Raw genomic sequence first — 21,724 nt, forward strand, 5'->3', positions numbered from 1 at the left:
ATATATTATATTTAAATTATGATATTTAAATATATATTTACAACACATATAGTACGATGGATCACGGAATATAAGGCTTAGGATCAACCAAATTATACTTCGAGCAAACATTTGTCTTACTCAAACAAACTTCAAAATGTAAATGCGCACCTTTAGAATCGCCATTATTACCACTATAGGCGATAATATCACCTGTCTTAACTTTTTGATTCGGACGAACTAAAATATCTTTACGATATGAATGAGCGTAACGAGTAAATACCTTTTTACCATTCATGGTACCATGAAAAATAGTTATCAACATACCATATCCCAAGGAACCGCGAACATCAACAACAACACCATCTAAAGGAGCAAATATAGGCAAACGACCTCCACCAAAATCCAGCCCTCGATGAACCGTTGGTTTATGTGTAATAGGGTGAATACGTTTTCCAAATCCTGAAGTAACATAACCGTTTGATGGCCTAATAGAAAAAGATCTAAAAGGAAATTTTAAAGATCCTTCATGCGAAGGACTTAGATTAACTGATATTTCATTTTCATAATCTTTCGCAATTCCTTCTAAAATTTGCTTCCCCTCTTCAGAAAGTGCATTGCCTTGAAAAAGATCACCACAAAGATCTTTCATTTTTCCAATTTCCATTTGTTGATTATCTAAATATAAATGCCAAGCATTATATTGCGTTTTCAAATTTTGTAACAAATCATTGTTATCCATAATGTTGTGTTGCTGAGTTTTGATGATATCATTTATTACTTCCAGACGAAAAATAAATTGTGAAATATTTCGTGATTCAAATAAACTTATAAAAAAATTCGCCTGCCCTCTAATATACATAACATGCAAAAAAGAACCTAAAACTTTGCGTAAATTCCCTAAACTTTCTGTTGTCTCTCTTATATCATTATTTAGCAATTCTAATCTTTTCTGTGAAAAATCCAAATATTGCTTTGAACGCTCAACAGTTTTTTTACAAACTTCTAAATTATCACGCATACCAGACTGAGATGGTTTAGCACTAACCGGAGGAATATATGTAAAGTAGCTATAAAGAAAAAAATGACTTATTATTAATAAAAAAAAATAAAATTTCAATTTATGAACTGAATTCAACAACCATGTAAACACATTTAAAATCCCCCCTGAATTATGAATTGTTTAGAATAAAAATATAATATCATTAAATATAATATCATTAAATATAATATCATTAAACTTAATATAATTAAATGTAATTAATTTTATTATAAACAACAAAATGGTAGTATGGATCAACTGCCAATTCATTGTTTATAATAACAAAAATATAATTAGAATTTAATGACAATTTTTATTTATCAATTTAAATAATTTAAATGCCTTTTAATCCAATGCTTATATAATTAATTAAAAATAAGGCCATTTAAAAACGATAATAAAAATTCCGAATATTTTGCATTAAAATAAAAATATCCCTCGCATCATCTTCTTAAAGAAAAATAACCTTGAGGATTCAAATTAATGTTGTTTTTTAGAACTTCAAAGTGTAAATGCGGTCCTGTAGACTGACCATTACTACCTACCTTAGCAATCAATTTACCTCGTGCCACCTGATCACCCGGCTTAACAAAGATATCATTTAAGTACATATGTGCATATCTCGTCACTAACCCATTACCATGATCTAAATCAATCAGCGTCCCATATCCATTAGCTGGTCGAGCTTGAAGAACTTTTCCAGATGCTACTGCATAAATATCTGTACCAAAATCCCCAGGAATATCGATTCCTTGGTGCATAGAACCTCCTCGCATACCAAAACCAGAAGAAATTCTCGGATATGCATTAGGTAAAGGCCAGCGAAAATTTTTACCGTTAGGTGATACACCTACATCAGAATTACTGTGTTCATCATCGTGAAAATGTTCAAGTTTTTTCTTATTCTTCTTAATGAATTCTTTGTGTTCATTTACCTTATTAATAGCTTCTTCTCTTAATTCATTTAATTTATAAATCGATCGCTCTTTTTGCGCTTTATTAACTTCATACTCATCAATATCCCTGGCAATTTGTGAATGCCCTAAAATTGTATGATCTAAAATACTTTTAAAAGAATTAATTAAAAACCACATTCTATCAAAAGAACCCACAGATAAAAATTCAATCAAAAAATTAGATCTCGCTCTATCCGCTAATAACAATGATTTAGATATATAATTCATACTATTACTTAAAACCTGACGTGAATTTTTAATAAATATTTCTAACTCATTCAACGCCTCTTGCTCATTATATATGCTATTCTCCAGATCGCGGACATCTTCTTGTAACTTACCCAACTCTTTCTTTAATTCAGCTGTCGTCTTAAGTTTAACATTTTGTATCTTAATTAAATCAACTTGGTTCGCATAAACAACATAATCACTTCTTGAGAAAGTAGAAGTTATTGTCGTGAAAGATATAATTAACCATTTATACCAATCAATCGCGAACATTTTTTTCACAATCGATTGATTTTTCATAATTCCTCCTTTAATAAAACAAGGTAATTATATTTAATATCCCATTAAATAAAAAACCAAAGCGATAAAGCATGAGAAAAGCGATAAAGAAAATATAAATAAATAAAATAAAGAAAATATAAATAAATAAAACATAAATAAAACATAAATAAAGAGATGAAGAAAACATGAATAAAGAAAATAAATAAAGAGATGAAGAAAACATGAATAAAGAAAATAAATAGATAAATTTTAAATTTTTAAATATTTTCTTATAGATAACCAACTACCAAATATACCAATAAAAATACCTAAAGAGAGTAATGATAAAACTAAATACAAAGATAGATGCCAAAAAGATAACAAATTAAGTACTCTGAAAATAATTTCAACCCATGAAAACAAACCATAATATAATAGTACCAAAACTGTCGTAGGAAAAAAAGCACCTGACAATCCTATAAAACCACCTTCTATTAGAAAAGGCCAGCTAATAAACCAATTACTAGCACCAACTAAACGCTGTATCTCAATTTCTGATTTTCGCGCAATAATAGTTAATCGAACGGTGTTGGAAATTAAAAGACTCGTTAGGACAGCTAAAAAGAGTGAAAAACATAAGATTCCTATACTAATATTTTGCGAAACACTATTAATCTTTGAAGATCCTCGCACTTCGGTTACATGGCTAATTAAAGGTTGTGATGAAATTGACTGGATTAAAGCTTTGATTTTGTCTGGATCGCTCTGATAAATTAAAAAAAGATCATTCATAGGATTGTTCTCATCTGAATCGAAAAGCGAAGTATCATCAATACCTAAGAGTGTGGTAATATCCTTTAACGTCTCAGACTTGGACTTAAAAACAACTTTCTCTACATAAGGATTTTGTACTAACGTCTGCTCTAAATTAGCAAACTCTTCCTCTGAAATATCACGCCTTATCTCCGCTTTCACAGCAGATAATTGACGTAATTGATCCAGAAGGCTATTAAGGTTTAAGGCCAACATCATAAAAACACCAAACATGAATAAGGTGATAGACACAGCTGTAACAGCCGCAAAACTCATCCAAGCATTACTCTTAATCCCTCGCCATGCCTCACGTGTATGCCGAGACATGACGAGAAATTTAGTCCTCATATCCATACTCTCCTCCTATCTCATCACGTACAATTAATCCATTCTCTATCGCAATGACACGTTTACGAAGAACGTTCACAACTTCTTTATCATGTGTCGCCATAACGATTGTGGTGCCTCGTTTATTAATTTCATCAAAAAGGTACATAATATCCCATGCATTCTCAGGATCTAAGTTACCCGTAGGCTCATCGGCAATAATAAAATTCGGATTGTTCACAATAGCTCTGGCAATTGCTACTCTCTGCTGCTCTCCTCCTGATAACTGAGAAGGGATAGCATCAGCGCGATCCTGCAAACCAACTAGTTCCAAAACTTCTTCAACTCTTTGACGCACTTTGTTAGGAGGAGATTCAACAACTTCCATAGCAAAAGCTATATTTTCTCTAGCGGACATATTAGGCAATAATTTAAAATCTTGAAAAACGACACCTATCTGTCGACGTACATGAGGTATTTTCCAGTTGCGTATGCGTTTAATGTTAACACCGTTTATTAAAACAACACCATGTGTAGGTTTTTCCTCTCTATACATAAGCTTAATAAAAGAACTTTTACCGGCACCACTTGGTCCTACAACATACGAAAACTCACCTTGTCGTATATAAATATCTATTCCGCGAATCGCTTCAACACCATTAGGATATATTTTCCAAACACCATGCATTTCAATCATATGTGCATCCAAGCCTCCTTATGAAAAAATAGCCACTAATAGTTTAACACGACAGCAATATATAACAAATATCCATTATTAATTCAAATTTTTATAAATAAATCATCTTTTAGCAAAAAAACAGAAAATAACGATTAAAGAAAGTGCTTGATATAGTATCTATTATACATAATAAAAACGCTTTAAATATATAAAAAATAAAATAAACATCATTAAATTAATGTTTATTTTATAAAATCAATTCAACTTAATATCAATAGGCGACAAAGGTATGGGTATAGAATCATCTTCAGCAACTTTTCGGCCATCTTTTTGATCTATCATTTTTTTATCTTTTATATCTTCTTTTATATCTTCTTTTATATCTTCTTTTATATCTTCTTTTATATCTTCTTTTATATCTTCTTTTATATCTTCTTTTATATCTTCTTTTATATCTCCTTTTATATCTTCTTTTATATCTTCTTTTATATCTTCTTTTATATCTCCTTTTATATCTCCTTTTATATCTTCTTTTTTATTTATCATGTTTTTATCTTTAGAATCTATATCTTCAATATCTGAAGATTTATTATCTCTATCCAATTTGGCTTTAAACTTATCAGATGAAATTAAACCCCGTCCCACGGAAATATCTTTCACAGGTGAAAAATATAAGGGGAGATTTCCAACCAAGGGATCAAAAATAGCTATCCTATATAAATAAGTATGCTTTGTGTCCTCATCATCTTCTGTTACCTTAATTGTATCAACAAAAATCTGGTCATGCCCGTAAGACAATGTAGCAACTTTATGAAATTCTTTCCCTGGTACAGCTCGCTGTAGCTCTAGTACCATACCGTTTACTTTTGCTACAAAAGTAATCATTATATCATTTCCATTGGCAGCAATATCTGTAATAATCGGCATCTTAAATTTACTATCTGAAGTAATTGGGAAATGACTTTTAACACCATCTTCTGGAAGCAAAGCATGAAAATCATCCATGATAAGATTAAACATACGCGTAGTCAATTCACGAGGTGTACCTTTCTGAGGTATCCTTCGATGAGGATAAAACATATTTACAGCCAAAACATGTGCAGGTGTAAAACCCACAAACCAAGAAGCTTCGCCATTTTGACTCGTACCCGTTTTACCAGCTACAGGATAATTATGTTTTAAACGAATATTACGGGCTGTGCCTGAATGGACCACTTTTTCGAGCATGCGCACCATAAGAGAAGAAGATTTAGCGTCAAAAACATTAATATAACGGTATAAAGGTACCATAGAAGGTATAGAACGCCCTTGATCATCTAAAATTTCTTTTATAACATGAGCCGGGATATACTTACCTCCATTAGGATAAACAGAATAAGCTTGTGCTAATTCCTTAGCATTAACACCACGATACAAACCACCTAAAGACAAAGGTGCATACCCACGATCTTCTTCTAATAAAGGCAATCCTAACTTTCGACCATAATTAATCGCACGATCAATACCTATAACCTCTTTAAGCAACCATAACGTAGGCAAATTTAAAGAATGAGCTACAACGTGTTGTAAATCAACATCACCATCTGTAAACTTACCATCAAAATTATTAGGTGCCCATGAACCTATTTTAATCTGTCTATCCGGCAATTTACTGTATTCGTGATACGCATAATCCTGTATAGCGGGCGTAAATACGGTCAAAGGTTTAATCGCTGATCCAGGCGGCATACGTTCTAAAGCCCTGTTCATAGATCCAGGTTGAAAAAAACGACCGCCCCCTACAGCTAAAATCTCACCTGTTTTAGCTTCTAGTAAAATTAAACCGGCATCAAGATCAGAAATATCACTACCCTCAGCATTTGTAAACAAACTTCGATCTTGAATTTTTTGTTCCATAACCTTTTGCGCACCAGGATCAAGCGATGTATAAATGCGATAACCCTTTTCCGATAGATCTTGTTGGGACAATCCATATCGCACTTTAACCTCAGACCACACCATATCCTTAAAAGCTTCATATTCGCCATATTTAGCTAGCTGTTTCTCCGCCAAAGGATTTAAAGACAAATCTGACTTCTTTAATAAATCCAATTGCTCATCATCTAATAAATTAGGCATATCATCATATGATTCTGCCATAATTTCTAACACGAGATTACGCCTTTCTAAAGCTTTTCCTGGATATCGTATAGGATTATATTGATTAGGAGCCTTAGGCATACCAACCAACATAGCAGCTGCTTCTAAAGGAAGACTCTCTTTACTAAGATCAACACCAAAATATATTTTAGCTGCCATAGGCAACCCAACAATATTAAATCCAAAAGGTATGTAATTAATATAAGTTTCTAAGATAGAATCTTTAGAATAAGAATTTTCGAGTTTTAAAGCACAAAGAACTTCTTTAAACTTCCGCAAAAAAGACTTTTGTCTATCCTTAATAATCACATTACGGCAAGTTTGCATTGTAATCGTACCAGCACCTTCATGATGTTCAAAATGTTTAACATTCTGCCATGCCGCACGAAAAAAACTTTTAAAATCTACCCCACTGTGATCTTTAAACCGACGATCCTCCATACGGATAACCATCTGTAATAACAACGCATTATATTTGCTAATTTCATCAAGCGTCATATATTCACGCTGAACATGACCAATATATCCTACCTGTTTACCATAGCGATCAAAAACTTGAGCCGACCCCGGTGTACTATCAATTTCCACTTTTTGCAACGGTATTACATAAGGTCCTAGGAACAAAATAGCTAAACCAACCGAAACCATAAAAAAAGAAATCAAAACAACGCACATTAACCATTTGAAAGTAAAAAAATAACGCAACATAATTGAAGAAGAACAAAAATATTGAAAACGCGAAAACAATGATAAATTACGGAAGAAGGCGCGACCCGATTTATGATCACTCATTACCCTCACCCCCGCAAATATCTTTGATAAAAAAAATTTAAAAAGAAAAAAACAAAATAAATAAAACAAAATACACAACATAAATAAATAACAAAAAATAATATAAATAAATAACAAAAAATCACTTCACAATGATCTATATGACTTAAAGTATTGATCAATTATGAGTGAATTATTTTAGGGAACTATTGGATAATATAAATCTTCATTTTAATATCAATCAATTATACCCTTAGCATAATTACAATATGGTCTTAAAAAACAAGCTCCACACTGCGGATTTCTTGCCTTACAAAGCAAACGACCATGTCTAATAAATTGTTGATGCAAAGAAATCCAACGATCTCTAGGCACCAATTCCATTAAAGATTCCTCTGTATCAAAAGTATTCTTTGTTATAACAAAACCAATACGATTAGCTAAACGGTGTACATGAGTATCTACAGCTATAGCTGGAATATTAAAAGCATAAGCTAAAACAACATTTGCCGTTTTACGCCCTACACCCGGCAGTTCTTGTAATAAGTTACGACAATTAGGTATTTTACCTTTATAATTAGATATGATAATTTCACAAATACCTAAAAGATAACGTGTTTTTGTACGAAATAGACCCAAAGACTGAATATAAGAGCTCAATTCAGTTTCTGTTAATTTAACCATCTCATCAGGCGTACCATAAAAGGTAAACAAACGCTCTGTAACTTTGTTTACCTGTTTATCTGTTGATTGAGCTGATAAAACTGTAGCTATAAGTAATTGAAAAGGATTATTGTAGTAAAGTTCGCATGTAACATCAGGATAATGAGAATCTAATTCTCGCAAAATAAGATCAAGCAGCCTCCTATCCAAGGTCCTGCTCGTCATGTTCCTTCTTCCATGCAAGTAAATAATCCAAAACTTCTTTTACATGATTAAAAACACATGATTTATTATATATATACCTGATGAAACCATCTCTATCAATTAACATCGTTGTACGAACAACACCCATATAAACTTTACCAAATATCTTCCTTTCTTTTAAAATTCCATATTTCTTGCATGTTGATCCATCTTCATCACTAAGCAATAAAAATGGCAATTGATACTTATTAACAAACTTAGCATGCGAATCTAAAGAATCACGACTAATACCTATAATAACTGTATCTTGTTCCAGAAAAGATGAGTATTTATCTCTAAAACCACATGCTTGAGATGTACAACCTGGAGTATTATCCTTAGGATAAAAATATAATACAACATATTTTCCTCTAAAATCATTCAGAGACACTAAATTATCGCTATTCACAGCAGGCAATGTAAAAGAAGCCGCTAAATCGCCTATTTTCAACACAAAAAACCACCTCAAATTAATTTAGAATTAATATAAATTAAATTAATAAATTAACCCTCAACCAAGTCAATTAATTTATCATATTTATTAATAAAACAACCTCTGAGAGACAAAACAAAGAAATAGAAAAAATAATCTTCTATCTCTTTGTTTAAGTTAATAAATTATATGAATATACTTTAATCATCCCTATTGCATACATTTTAAAATATATCTTTAAAATAATATACCAAAAAATACATATAAAAATATAAGGCACTAAAAATATAAGACACTAAGTGTAATTAAACGGATTTTTGCGAAGCAATATCTTCATTCTCTTCTGCACTAATAATTACATTCCTCAAATAAAACAAAAAATCATGCATGATCTTTTGTTCCGTATTCAAAAAATTTAAAATACCTTCGCGATATTTCAAATCATCTTGCTCATAAAAATCATCTTTTGATTCCCTTAAGCTATATATACTAACTAATGTTTGTGCCCATTGACTCGCAAATTTTTGTCTATGCTCAGGTGTCAATGAAGACATAATCTTCAAACCTTTGAAAATAACATCCTCTTCTAAAACAGGACGATCCAAACTAACAATATCCGCGATATATCTAAAAGGCAAGCCAAGTTGTTTGCGAATACTCCGTGAAAACTCATCAAAAGAAAACGTTTTCTCATCAGTATAAGGCATCATATCAAATACACTAAAAATATCACGTGAAGCTGATATAATCCGAACATTCTCCTCAAAATCAACTTCTCCCTGAGAATTTTTGCTAACTTTTTTAAAACACTTAGATAAAACATTATTACTGCTGTTAAATTGCTTAATGACTTTAACAATATTACTCGGATCTTTTTCACCTAAAATCTTACGCAACAAAGCATTCATAGAATCACTAAAAGGCATATTACCAGGTAACATTTTGATAGATTTATCCCATAATTCAGCATTTAAAACACAAATACAAAAAGTTACCCAGTCAATTTCTTTATTTGTAGACGGAGAAAACTTAGGGGAATAAAAACTAAATAACTTTATATTTCCATCTGGTGTTAATACAAAATTTCGCAAATCCATAAAAGGTTGCATAGGTATTGTATAGACATCTAAAAATAAAGATAAATCTAATAATTCATCTAACCATCTAATAAGCATCGTCTCAGAAATCGATAACCCACGTTCTAAAATATTACTCAGGGTTACAAAGTGCCCAAAAGGCCTAAGCAATACTAAATAGCCTTCTTCTACAAAAACCTCTTGTATGGGTAACCAAGAATCATGCTTAAACTGATTATATTGCCGTATTAAAACATCAGAAGGCGCCTTTGACAAAGCAACTGTCTGCAAATAATAACGTTCTTTACAATCAAATACAACAACAGCCAATTGTCCTGTTAAAAAAGGTACAACATGCTGAATATAATATTTTTCTCTATATATCCTACCAGCAGTTAACAACGACATCTGCACCTCCATTATTATAATAATGTGTTTTCAACAAACTAAAATCATTTAATATATATTATAGTAATTTTACATATTTTATTTTTAACCTTGGATAAATAAATTTAAATAAAAAATATAATAAACTAAGTATACATAAAAAATTAAATACTTTTTAAAAATAAAATTAATTTAATTTATAAGTTAGTAAAATTAATATAAATAACAACTCAAAAATAATAATAACATTTCGAGGATAACAAATTATAACAGTCAATGCAACTAAAAGTCACTTTATCACGAACTTGTGTTTACATTCTTTTATTTTATTAAATGTTCATTAATATCAAAAAAGGACAATTATATAAGTTAACTGTATCACACAATATAAGTTCACCAAATATCATATCATTATAGTTTATATATTCAGTATAACATATAAATATAATAGGTATGTTTATATAAATTACAAGATAGTTATTTTTTTATGTAAAATCAAAGCGATTTCTAAAAAAAATAATAATAAAAATATTAAATAAAAATAATAAAATATATGAATTATTAATTAAAAACATTAAGTAGACTTGTTACAAAACAGATACTATGGGAAGATTAAATATATTCAAAGTTCATAGTTTGGTCTAAAAGATATAATAAGAGTATATTAGGTTAACAGATCTTCTTAAATTACCTTGAAAAAATACGCAAATTACCCTTGTACCCTAAGATAATATTTAATAACATATCTACTGAATAAAAATATACCATAATTTAAATTATATTGAAATAATAGTTTGTATTTTCTTTCGTTGTTAATTAATATATTCTTTAGTTATTTCTAGCTATTACCCCGTTATTTCTAGCTAGCACTCTGTTATTTATCATTTGAAAAACAATTCAGAAATTAATCTAAGAAAGTAGGTATACAACTTTGCATCATCTATATCAAAGAGCTTGTAATATCATACCCGGCGGTGTTAATAGCCCAGCTAGATCATGGAAGGGTATTAAAGGCAATGGTACTCCACACTTTATTAAAAAAGGACAAGGTGCATATGTATGGGATACACACAACAAACGGTTTATAGATTATGTAGCAGCATTAGGTCCCGTCATTTTAGGACATGGAGATGAAGATATTGTAGCAGCAGTTAATACAGCTATCCGTCAGGGAAGCGTATACGCCTTCCCTACAGAGCAAGAAGTTTTGTTTGCCGAAATGCTCCAAGAAGCGATTCCATCATTAGAAAAAGTTCGCTTAACTTGTAGCGGAACCGAAGCAGTGATGAGTGTGATACGTTTAGCCAGAGCTTATACAGGTAGAGTTAAATTATTAAAATTCGCTGGCTGTTACCATGGTCATAGCGATCCCATGCTATTAGAGGCAGGTTCAAGTGCAGGAAATACAGAGAACAAATTAACTGGTATTCCTGACGCTATATCTAAGGATATCATAACAATACCTTTTAATAATCAAGAATCCCTGGAAGAAACATTCAAAAAATATCATAACGAAATAGCTGCTGTCATTATCGAACCATTAGTGGGTAATTTTGGCTTAGTAAAACCTAATCCCGGTTTTTTAGAAAAAATTCAAAAATTAGCAAAAACTCAAAAAACACTTGTAATCTACGACGAAGTTATAACGGGATTTCGCTTCCATTATGGAGCTGTCCAAGATCTATTTAATATAAAACCTGATTTAACAACTTTAGGAAAAATAATCGGCGGCGGACTACCTATAGGAGCATACGGCGGGCGTAAAGAAATCATGGATCTCCTATCACCAAAAGGCTCAATTTTTCAAGGTGGTACAATGGCAGGAAATACCGTGTCCACAGCAGCAGGTATAGCTTGTCTGAAGAAACTAAAAAAACAAAATCCATACAAAGATATGGAAACCAAATCATTAAAATTATGCAATGGTATTAAACAACAAGCACAAGACAACAATATCTCACTAACTATAAACCATTATGGCAGCGTCTTTAGTACATACTTCCACAAAGGACCTGTTGAAAATTATGAAGACGCCCAAAAAAGCGACAACGAAAGTTTCTCATTATTTTTCAAGAAATTAACACAACAAGGAATTGCCATAGCTCCTTCCTGCTATGAAGTATGGTTTTTAAACACAAAACACACAATGAACGACATCGATGAAACACTAGAAGCAACTAGAATAGCTTTTGAATATCTAAAAAATATTTAGATGTACACAAAAATAGCTATAATCATAGCTATTTTTGTGTTTTAGATTAGGTTCTTAAGCTATCTTTAGATTATTTATCAGTAAAAATAATTAACTTTTACAGTGCTAAAATAAGTTTAAATGGCTGGACTTGTCCAAGAATGCTAATATATCCAATTAGTACAGATTATTGGTATTTATTGTTAATTTTTAAAATTTTATAATAAAGCTTAAAATTAACAATAAAGTTGCCTTTTATATATTTTTTAAGATATATAAATACTAATGTTTTAATTATTTGAATATTAATAATTTTATATAAAAGTACATACATTTTATATCTTTAAATTTATACTAAAAATTAAGTTAATATAAAATTATTTTATTTATTTCTATTTTTTAAATTTAAATGATAGTTCATATAAAAAGCTGCAATTGTAATATGATATTGCGGTTTTTTATATATAAAATAATATTAAAATAGAATTCAATATTTAAAAAAGAGGATTAAACATATATATAAATCTAAATATAAATACTTAAATCCGGATGCTTTAGATAGAATTTCATTGTTTATAAAAAATGGTAAAGCAAATCTATTGATAAAATCAATAAAGTTAAAATCTTTTATTTTTTTATATTTTAACACTATTGTTGTAATTTAAACACAAAAATAGTCTTTATGATAGTTTTTAATGACTTAGATTAGGTTCTTAAACTTCCTTTGCAAATGTTCTTTGACAAGTACAATCATCTGTTTTCATAATAATTTAGCATTTGTTCATTACGAAATGTTATATCTGTGTAGATACAAGATTGTATCTGGGAAGGATCAAAAAGTTGTCCATATCCCAAGAAAAACAATAGTATTATCAATTTGATTAAACTTTACCTCATAACGATATATCCTATAGCGGTCATTTTTGATAGTAAAAATATCAGCATCTAAATTCTTGCTCTAGGAAGCAAATTAAGTTAGGGATTGCCTTATGGATAAATAATACGATTGGTTTTTAATTCATCAATAACATGCCAACCTTTTTTAGCGTTTATTTCAAGCTGTGATTTTTAAGTATATCAATAATATATAAAAAATATTTAATATAATTTTATCAAGTCAATTAATAAATAATATTATATACTAGATTAAATTATTTTGATTAGGTCCTTAAAATATCTTTAAATTGGTTCTTGGACAAATTCTATGTTTAAAAACAAGCTAATAAATCTTTAAATTGGTTCTTGGACAAATTCTATGTTTAAAAACAAGCTAATAAATCTTTAGATCGGTTCATAACTTATGTTTTTATCATGCTTTTTATTTATCAAATAATATTATTATGTTATGATATTATAAATTTAATTAAATTTATAATTTTAATGCTAGAATTTTAATGCTAGAATTTTTAATTTTATTTTTTGATATCATTAATGATTACTGATATATATTAGGGGGATTCTTTTGGCAAAAGATCTTATTACTATTATCATACCAATTGTTATTTCGCTTATTCTTATTCTTATTCTTATTCTAAAATACGACGAAAGAAGTCTTTTATTAAAAGAAGGTAAATTATCAAATAAATTGTTTTTTAATCAGAGAAAAATGAAAATTATTAATGGAATTTTTTATTTATTTTGTATCATGTTAACTTTATTTTATATTATTTACAATGCTAATCAGTTAATTTTATACAATCAAGTTGGCAGCTCAGCGTTTTATCTATCGTGCATAAATTTATTTTTTGCAATCGTTATTGGTGCTATCTTTCTATTCCCTTATCCCCGAAACAAAATGATGGAAATATTAAAATTGGATTCCAGTAAATGTCTTCATTTATTCTTTGTTTTATTCTTTATTTTCATGTTTTTTATATTCGTTAAATCGCGGATACCCGAAGAATTCGCAAAAATAGGCTCAACTATGAAAGATATAAATTTTTTAAAGCCTTTACCTATATTTTTAACTAACTGCGCCATGACATTTATTGGTTTAGGACTTTATGTCCATCGTACACCTAGGCAGTGTATAGAGCGTTTAAGATTAAATCATCGATCTATAACTTGGCAAAAATTTTCCTTAATTACAGCATTAGCTATTGCTTTATTTATTGTAAAAATTATTGTGATTATAATTATATCATCTTTTAATATAGCTAATCCTAATGCTGTTGAACCATCCCCATTATCTACAGCAGCAAAATTTTTGGCTATCTTATCTATAGCAATTTTGCCTGCTATAGGAGAAGAATTGCTGTGTAGAGGTTTGTTACAACCTAAAATCGGAATTATATTTACAAGTTTTTTATTTACTATTATGCACTCATATAAAAATATACCAGAGCTAATGTTATGTTTTTTTGCTTCACTAATATATGGATGGTGTGCTAAGCGTTACGGTTTATGGTCATCTATGTTAATGCATTTTATTGGTAATTTATTAATTGGTCTTATAACTTTGTTGAAATAAACTTTATCTTTACTAAAAAAATAAAGATATAATAAAGATATAATAAAGATATAATAAAGATATAATAAAGATATAATAAAGATATAATTTTTATTTTTATTTTTAAAAAACAAACTTAAAAAAGTTATCATAATCTAATTTTTAATGTTATTTGTTCATAAAAATATAGCTTATATTTTTAAAGTAATTAAGCATAAAGCTGCTAAATTACTTTAAAAATAGAATTTATACCATTATGGTAAATCAAATTATATTTTTAAATGCTCACAAAAAAACCTAGAATTTTTAGGTTTTTTTTAACATATTTATCATTTTGAAGTGTCTTGGTAGATTACAGCTACCTGTTTAAAATATTCCTTTTATATTATTTTATTTTTTTGAAAATAACTCTAATGAGATAAAGTAATTTCTTATAATATTTTAAGCATAATTTTATAGATATATAATCCGGGCTTGCAAATCATAATCTATTTATGCAACAATAAGCATGTATCAAAATTACAAAATATATATTCTATTTATATAAAATAAGCAAATTAGAAATCTTAATTAAAAATATACTAACCTTCTTAGAAATTTCCGAATATATAATTGTCATAATTTTTGTTTTTTTAATTATATAATTTATAAAGAACAAAATATTATTTTATCATAATAGGAGGTTTTATATGACCAAATATCTTTTCCATCAAAAATTACTTTTATACTGCACTTTATTTATTATTTATAACATAAATCTAACATTTAGCATGACAAATTATACTTTTGAGTCCCATAAAATGGTCCATCAGAAATCGAACACAAAACATAAGCTAATCCCATTATCTCTCTCAGGTATCCAACATAAAGCAAGTAGCATGGCTTACATAGCACCTTTATGCGGAGGAATAGCGGGTATATCTATTTACAGCATTTTTCGATTTATTGGCATCTCGCGCATTTTATCAGGCGCAGCTGCAATTATAGCTGCAGGTACAGGCTCTTTTATGTGCGCTATTCCAAATTCTATCTCTTACAGCAGGTTCTACAATAAAGTTTATTGAAATATTTTTCATTTTAAAATTATTTTTTAAAATTATTTTTTAAAATTATTTTTTAAAATTATTTTTTAAAATTATATAAATGGATACCATTATTTTTGAATTTTTTTTCATATAAAATAAGACCTATCTATAAAGATAGGTCTTATTTTATATTTCTTGTTCATTGTTCATTGTTTACTGTTTGCTGTTTAATGTGCATGGTTTACTGTTCATTTAATATTTTTTCTAATGATTCGTTAACAATTTTAGGATCTGCTCTTCCTTGTGTGCGGCGCATAACTTGTCCGACGAGGAAACCACGTGCACGTTCTTTACCGGCTTTAAGGTCTAGGACGCTCTGTTCGTTTTGCAGAACAACTTCTTGCACAATTTTATGCAAGGCATTCGGATCACTAATTTGTTTCCAACCACGCGCTTCGACAATATCCGCAGGTTCTTTACCTGTATCCATAATCTCTTCTAATAAAGGCTTGGCGAGCTTACGACCTATTTCCTGTTTAGTTAACATCTTTATGACAGAAGCTAGTTTTTTATTTGTTAGTCCGGTATCGGTGATTTTTTTATGATGTTTATTTAGATATGAGAGTATGTCGCCTGTCAACCAATTTACAACTTCGTTAGGAGGAACATCTAAATCAATTGTTTGTTCGAGAAAAGTAGCTAAATGAGGATTGTTAATAAATATTTCAATATCATTGGTGGGAATTGACCAATTTTTTTTATATCTTTCACGCTTAGCAAATGGTAATTCGGGTAATATTTTTTTGATTTCTTTAAGCTTTTTAGAGTCAATTGTTATATTAACTAAATCAGGTTCTTTAAAATATCGGTAATCATTTGCATCTTCTTTGATACGCATAAGTTCTGTTTTACCAGTATGTTCGTTGAAGCGCAAGGTTGATTGTATAATTTGCTCGCCTTGATCTAGTAAGCTAGATTGACGAATAATTTCATAATTGATCGCTTTTTCAACATGACGAAAAGAATTTAAATTTTTCAACTCTGTCTTTGTACCTAATGGATCGCCTGGTTTCCTTAAGCTGATGTTAGCATCACAACGCAAGGAACCTTCTTCCATTTTGCCATCAGAGATACCTAAGTAAATTAAAATAAGTCGCAATTCTTCTAAGTAAACTTTGGCTTCAGCAGCTGATCTAATGTCAGGTTCGGAAACGATTTCAAGAAGTGGTACGCCTGCTCTGTTAACATCAACTAGGGATATATTTTCTTTATCTTTATGTATTAATTTACCTGCATCTTCTTCTAGATGAAGTCTTGTAATACCGATTTTACGCATACCTAAAGGTTGTTCTATAAGTAGATAACCATGTTCTCCAAAAGGTTTTTGGTACTGTGTGATTTGATAAGCTTTTGGCATATCGGGATAATTATAGTTTTTACGATCAAACCAACTAATAGAAGGAATAGTACAGTTTAAAGAGGAAGCTGTAAGGAGAGCATAATCGACTGCCTGTTGATTTAAAACAGGTAATGTACCAGGATGACCTAAGCAAATGGGACATGTTTGTGTATTAGGTTCTCCACCAAATGCCGTTGAACAACCACAAAAAAGTTTGCTCTTAGTAATCAATTCAACATGAACTTCTAAACCAATCACAACTTCATATTTCTGTCCATGATTATCCTGCATGATGTGTTGATCCTCCTTTAACAGAAGGGACATATGATGAGATGCCTTCTATTTGTTCAAAAGCATGTGCGATGCGTAAAAGCATGGGTTCTGCAAAAGGAGCTGCCATGATTTGTAATCCAACAGGTAAATTGTTGATGATACCGCAAGGAACACTAATAGCTGGTATACCGGCCATATTTGCCGGTATCGTACAAAAATCACTCATGTACATTGATAACGGTTTTTCTGTTTGAGAACCAATTTTAAACGCTTGTGTCACTGTGGTAGGGCCTAGAAGTGCATCATACTTGGTAAATAGATGTTGAAAACTATCTTTAATAAGTGTTCTAATCTGTTGCGCCTTATGGTAAAACGCATCATAATACCCCTCACTTAAAACATATGTGCCTAAAATAATCCGACGTTTAACTTCTCGGCCAAATCCACGACTACGTGTCTGTAAATAGGTATCTAATAAGGTATCAGCTTCTACACGCTCACCATAACGTATCCCATCGTAGCGTGCTAAATTTGAGGAAGCCTCTGCTGTAGCTAAAATATAGTAAGCTGCAACGGCACATTTTAAACCTTTCAATGACACACGATCCACAGTTGCTCCTAGGGAAATCAATTTCTCTGCTGCTGTTTCAATCATTTGTCTTACCTTATCATCGGAGATAGATGTTAAAAATTCATCCACTAAAGCTAAGCGTAATCCACGAATATCACCTGTTAAATAGTCTTCATATGAAGGTACAGATTCAAAACTAGATGTACTATCTTTTTCATCATGCCCAGCGATAATTTGCAATGCTTGCGCAGCTTCTTTAACTGTCCTAGTAATTGGACCTACATGGTCTAAGGAAGAAGCAAAAGCTACTAAACCAAAGCGTGATACACGTCCATATGTTGGTTTCAAACCAACAACTCCACAAAAAGAGGCTGGCTGTCTAATAGACCCTCCTGTATCTGATCCTAAAGCTAAATTAACAATACCAGCCGCTACAGCTGCTGCAGAACCACCACTTGAACCCCCAGGAACATAATCAATATTCCATGGATTACGAGTAATCTTAAAAGCAGATGCTTCTGTGGAAGATCCCATACCAAATTCATCCATGTTCGTTTTACCCATGATCATAGCTCCTGCAGCACGTAACCTTGAAACAGCAGTAGCTTCATACAAGGATTGATGATTCGTTAATAATTTACTCGCACAAGTGGTTTTTAAACCAAACGTACACAGATTATCTTTAATAGCTACAGGAATACCAGTAAAAGGTGACTTAGATTCCTGCTTCATTAACTTCTGAGCATCATTAAGAAAAAGTTCACGATCCATACAAAGAAATGACTGTACCATATGTTCTACTTGATCAAATTTTTCTAATGCCAATTCAGCATTTGACAAAACATTACTAGACATTTTATTTCTCCCTTCCAGACATCACCGCCGGGACAACAAAACATTTATTTTTCGTAACGGTAGCTAAACGTAAAGACGCATCTCTTGATACAGATGATTTATGTTCATCTGGACGCAAAACATTCTTAAGATCTGTAACATTAGAAGTAGCGGGAATATTTTTGGTACTAACATCTTTTAATTTCTCAACAAAAGAAAAAATATCACCTAACTGAACAGCAAAAGCTTGTTTTTCATCCTCTGTTAAATCCAATAAGGACAAATGAGCCAATTTTTCGACTTGTTTTATAGATAAATCCATTTATTAAACCAATCCTTTCTAAAAAAATAAATATAAAATTTATCATATTAATTCCAAACAATAAAAATAAACCAAAGCTCACCACCACGAGCTCAATAAACAATTACGGTCATTTTAGCTAATAAAACAACTTTCTTCAAATTAGTCTGTACACCTTTTTCAACATATAAATTTAACATATCATCGTTAAAGAAAAAAAACAAAAAACAAACACACAACACACATAAGTTTGATGTGTGAGATTTTTGTTTACTTTATACAAAAATTAAGGAAAAAATAACATATCCCAGTTATATAACAAAGATATTTGCATATATAGGGAGGAATTTCTTTTGTCAATCATCCGTACGGCCGCCGTGTTAGGTGCTGGTATAATGGGTTCATCTATTGCTGGTTTGTTGGCCAGTGTCGGTGTAAAATCGCTATTGCTCGACTTGCCTTATCGTGGTAATAGAAATTATTTGAGCATTAACGGTAAAAAAAAGTTAGCTCAGTATAAATTGTCCCCTATTTATGATAAAAATGCTTTAAAGCTTGTTGAAGTAGGCAATTTTGAAGATGATATGGAAAAATTAAAAAATGTCGATTGGATTATTGAAGCAGTTGAAGAAAATTTAAATACGAAAAAAAAATTATTTACTAAAATAATACCATTTTATAATCCAAATACTATCATAAGTTCTAATACCTCTGGATTATCTATAAACGACATATGTGCCGATATGCCTCTTGAAATGAAAAAAAGTTTTCTTGGAACACATTTTTTTAATCCCCCCCGATATATGCAACTATTAGAAATCATCCCCACAAAATATACCCAAAATAAGCTACAACAAAAAATCATACAGTTTGCTGAAAATCGGTTGGGAAAAAAAATTATTATTGCTAAAGATACACCAAATTTTATCGCAAATCGTATCGGCATATATAGTCTACAAACAACTTGGAATCTAATGGATAAATATCAACTTACACCATCCATGGTCGATGCAATAACAGGACCCATTATGTGTAGAGCGAAAAGCGCAACTTTTCGCACCTTAGATATTGTTGGTTTAGATATCTTTGCTAATGCCTTGAAAACAATGCAAACTAGTAAATATATCCCTGAGGAAGAAAAAAAGCTCTTTATGCCAAATCAAGTACTGAGCAAAATGATTGATAAAGGTATGTTAGGAACGAAAAGTCAAAAAGGTTTTTATAAAAAAAATAATAAAAATATCGAAGTTTTAGACTTAAAAACCTTTGATTATATTAATAATCCCAAAGATATACCCGAGGTACTCCAAAAAGCAAAAAAAATAAAAGATGCTAAAAAAAGGCTAAAATTTTTATGCCAAGATAAAAGTGACATCGGTTGTTTTGTCTGGGAATCGCTTAAAAATATTTTACTATATACATCATGGCATGCCGAAGAGATTGCTGATGATCCAATGTTGATCGATAAAGCAATGATATGGGGGATGAATTGGTCCAAAGGACCTTTTGAACTATGGGATTTACTTGATATAAAAGAAACATCCGAACGTATGGAAAAAGAAGGCCATACTGTACCAACTTGGATAAAGAAGATATGCTCAGAAAAGAAAAATTTCTTTACTAATAAAAAAGATGGTTCAATAATCGTCTCATTACCTAACAATACTTCAAAGTTAGTGCAAATGGACAATAAAAATTTAAATTTAAAAAGATATAAGTGCCTCTTTGAAAGTAATGGTATAAGTCTAATATCTTTAAATGCCAATATTGGGGCCATCCACTTAAATCCACCAAAACAAGTGTTAAGTACAGAAACACTTTTGTGTGTACAGAAAGTCCTCGATAAAGCAAAAAAACTGCCATTTAAAGGACTTGTGGTGGTAAGTGAAGCAAAACATTTCTGCTTAGGTGCTAATTTATTACAACTGTTAGTAGCAGCTCAAGAAAAAGAATGGTCAAGAATCGCTCAAATGATCGATTTATTCCAACAGGTGGCACTTACCATACGTTACTATCATCTACCAATCATTGTTGCTCCCCACAGTATGACATTAGGTGGTGGATTAGAACTATGCCTACCCGCCGCTAGAACACAACCATTGATGGAAACATACATGGGCTTAGTAGAAACAGCAGCAGGTTTAATCCCGGCTGGAGGTGGCCTATTTGGAATGCTACAAAACATTGAAGCTTCCCTCCCCGTCAATCATGCCGTACGGGAAGAATTGGTCAAAAAGATTTTCATGAATATTGCCCAAGCTAAAGTTAGCCAAAGCGCCTTAGCAGCTAAAGAGATGCTCTATTTAACACAAACATCATCGATCATGATGAAAAAAGATCATTTATTATTTGCTGCCCAAAAAACAGCAATAGCATTATCATCTATAAACTACAATCCGCCTTCAGAAAGTAAAATAAAGGTTCTAGGAACAACAGGCTACGCTATCTTAGAAACCATGATTTACAACCTATTACAAACAAAATATATCAGCGAACATGATGCCAAAATTGCTACAAAACTAGGAAAAGTTTTAACGTGTCATAATTTAATCCCCGAAACAACTGTTGAAGCCGACTATATTTTAAAAAACGAAAAAGAATTTTTCCTAAGTCTAATAGGTGAACAAAAAACACAAGAACGTATATCACATCTATTACAAACAGGTAAACCATTAAGAAATTAA

General features: G+C 30.6%; 15 protein-coding genes. 4 read left to right on the plus strand and 11 right to left on the minus strand.

Translation table 11 applies throughout. The features are described from left to right. Nucleotides 1–61: 61 nt before the first annotated feature. The 8 genes from VS182_RS01105 to VS182_RS01140 form a co-directional block, all read right to left on the minus strand. Entirely contained in the window at nt 62–1,132 is a 1,071-nt protein-coding gene (locus VS182_RS01105; RefSeq protein WP_479484711.1) for a peptidoglycan DD-metalloendopeptidase family protein, read from the minus strand. Nucleotides 1,133–1,464: 332 nt separating this feature from the next. After that, nucleotides 1,465–2,505 carry a peptidoglycan DD-metalloendopeptidase family protein gene (locus tag VS182_RS01110; RefSeq protein ID WP_479484712.1) on the minus strand — a complete coding sequence of 347 codons (1,041 nt, stop codon included), beginning with the start codon at nt 2,503–2,505 and terminating at the stop codon, nt 1,465–1,467. A gap of 231 nt (nt 2,506–2,736) precedes the next feature. Further along, nucleotides 2,737–3,627, minus strand: a complete 891-nt coding sequence (ftsX, locus tag VS182_RS01115) for a permease-like cell division protein FtsX (protein ID WP_479484713.1) — start codon at nt 3,625–3,627, stop codon at nt 2,737–2,739. Next, complete coding sequence (gene ftsE / locus VS182_RS01120) at nt 3,617–4,303, minus strand: cell division ATP-binding protein FtsE (RefSeq protein ID WP_479484714.1); 687 nt, start codon at nt 4,301–4,303, stop codon at nt 3,617–3,619. Before ftsE ends, ftsX begins: the two co-directional genes overlap by 11 nt. 237 nt (nt 4,304–4,540) lie before the next feature. Further along, nucleotides 4,541–7,216, minus strand: coding sequence for a transglycosylase domain-containing protein (locus VS182_RS01125; protein ID WP_479492638.1), 2,676 nt, complete (start codon nt 7,214–7,216; stop codon nt 4,541–4,543). 216 nt (nt 7,217–7,432) lie between these two features. Next, nucleotides 7,433–8,083 carry an endonuclease III gene (gene nth, locus VS182_RS01130; protein WP_479484716.1) on the minus strand — a complete coding sequence of 217 codons (651 nt, stop codon included), beginning with the start codon at nt 8,081–8,083 and terminating at the stop codon, nt 7,433–7,435. Further along, nucleotides 8,061–8,555 (minus strand): thioredoxin-dependent thiol peroxidase, encoded by a 495-nt coding sequence (bcp, locus tag VS182_RS01135; protein WP_479484717.1) that lies wholly within the window; start codon nt 8,553–8,555, stop codon nt 8,061–8,063. The genes nth and bcp overlap by 23 nt, the downstream gene beginning before the upstream one ends. Before the next feature lie 284 nt (nt 8,556–8,839). Next, nucleotides 8,840–10,030 (minus strand): hypothetical protein, encoded by a 1,191-nt coding sequence (locus VS182_RS01140; protein WP_479492639.1) that lies wholly within the window; start codon nt 10,028–10,030, stop codon nt 8,840–8,842. Between the two features lie 898 nt (nt 10,031–10,928). Between VS182_RS01140 and VS182_RS01145 the strand changes: the two genes are divergently transcribed. The 3 genes from VS182_RS01145 (at nt 10,929) to VS182_RS01155 (ending at nt 15,701) form a co-directional block, all read left to right on the plus strand. Continuing rightward, complete coding sequence (locus VS182_RS01145) at nt 10,929–12,209, plus strand: aspartate aminotransferase family protein (RefSeq protein WP_479484719.1); 1,281 nt, start codon at nt 10,929–10,931, stop codon at nt 12,207–12,209. 1,441 nt (nt 12,210–13,650) lie between these two features. Next, nucleotides 13,651–14,658 carry a lysostaphin resistance A-like protein gene (locus tag VS182_RS01150; protein WP_479484720.1) on the plus strand — a complete coding sequence of 336 codons (1,008 nt, stop codon included), beginning with the start codon at nt 13,651–13,653 and terminating at the stop codon, nt 14,656–14,658. 668 nt (nt 14,659–15,326) lie between these two features. Beyond that, nucleotides 15,327–15,701, plus strand: a complete 375-nt coding sequence (locus tag VS182_RS01155; protein ID WP_479488760.1) for a hypothetical protein — start codon at nt 15,327–15,329, stop codon at nt 15,699–15,701. A gap of 202 nt (nt 15,702–15,903) precedes the next feature. Here the strand turns inward: VS182_RS01155 and gatB are convergent, their stop codons facing one another. The 3 genes from gatB to gatC are packed head-to-tail and all read right to left on the minus strand — an operon-like array spanning nt 15,904 to nt 19,061. Then, on the minus strand, nt 15,904–17,352 hold the full coding sequence (gene gatB, locus VS182_RS01160; protein ID WP_479484721.1) for an Asp-tRNA(Asn)/Glu-tRNA(Gln) amidotransferase subunit GatB: 1,449 nt from the start codon (nt 17,350–17,352) through the stop codon (nt 15,904–15,906). Then, a complete protein-coding gene (gene gatA / locus VS182_RS01165; RefSeq protein WP_479492640.1) occupies nt 17,342–18,760 on the minus strand; it encodes an Asp-tRNA(Asn)/Glu-tRNA(Gln) amidotransferase subunit GatA in 1,419 nt (472 codons plus the stop codon). Before gatA ends, gatB begins: the two co-directional genes overlap by 11 nt. Before the next feature lies 1 nt (nt 18,761). Then, a complete protein-coding gene (gene gatC / locus VS182_RS01170; RefSeq protein WP_479484723.1) occupies nt 18,762–19,061 on the minus strand; it encodes an Asp-tRNA(Asn)/Glu-tRNA(Gln) amidotransferase subunit GatC in 300 nt (99 codons plus the stop codon). Between the two features lie 332 nt (nt 19,062–19,393). On the opposite strand from gatC, the gene VS182_RS01175 reads away from it, so the two are divergent. After that, nucleotides 19,394–21,724, plus strand: coding sequence for a 3-hydroxyacyl-CoA dehydrogenase/enoyl-CoA hydratase family protein (locus VS182_RS01175; protein ID WP_479492641.1), 2,331 nt, complete (start codon nt 19,394–19,396; stop codon nt 21,722–21,724).

The sequence above is a fragment of the Pasteuria ramosa genome (assembly GCF_056496785.1).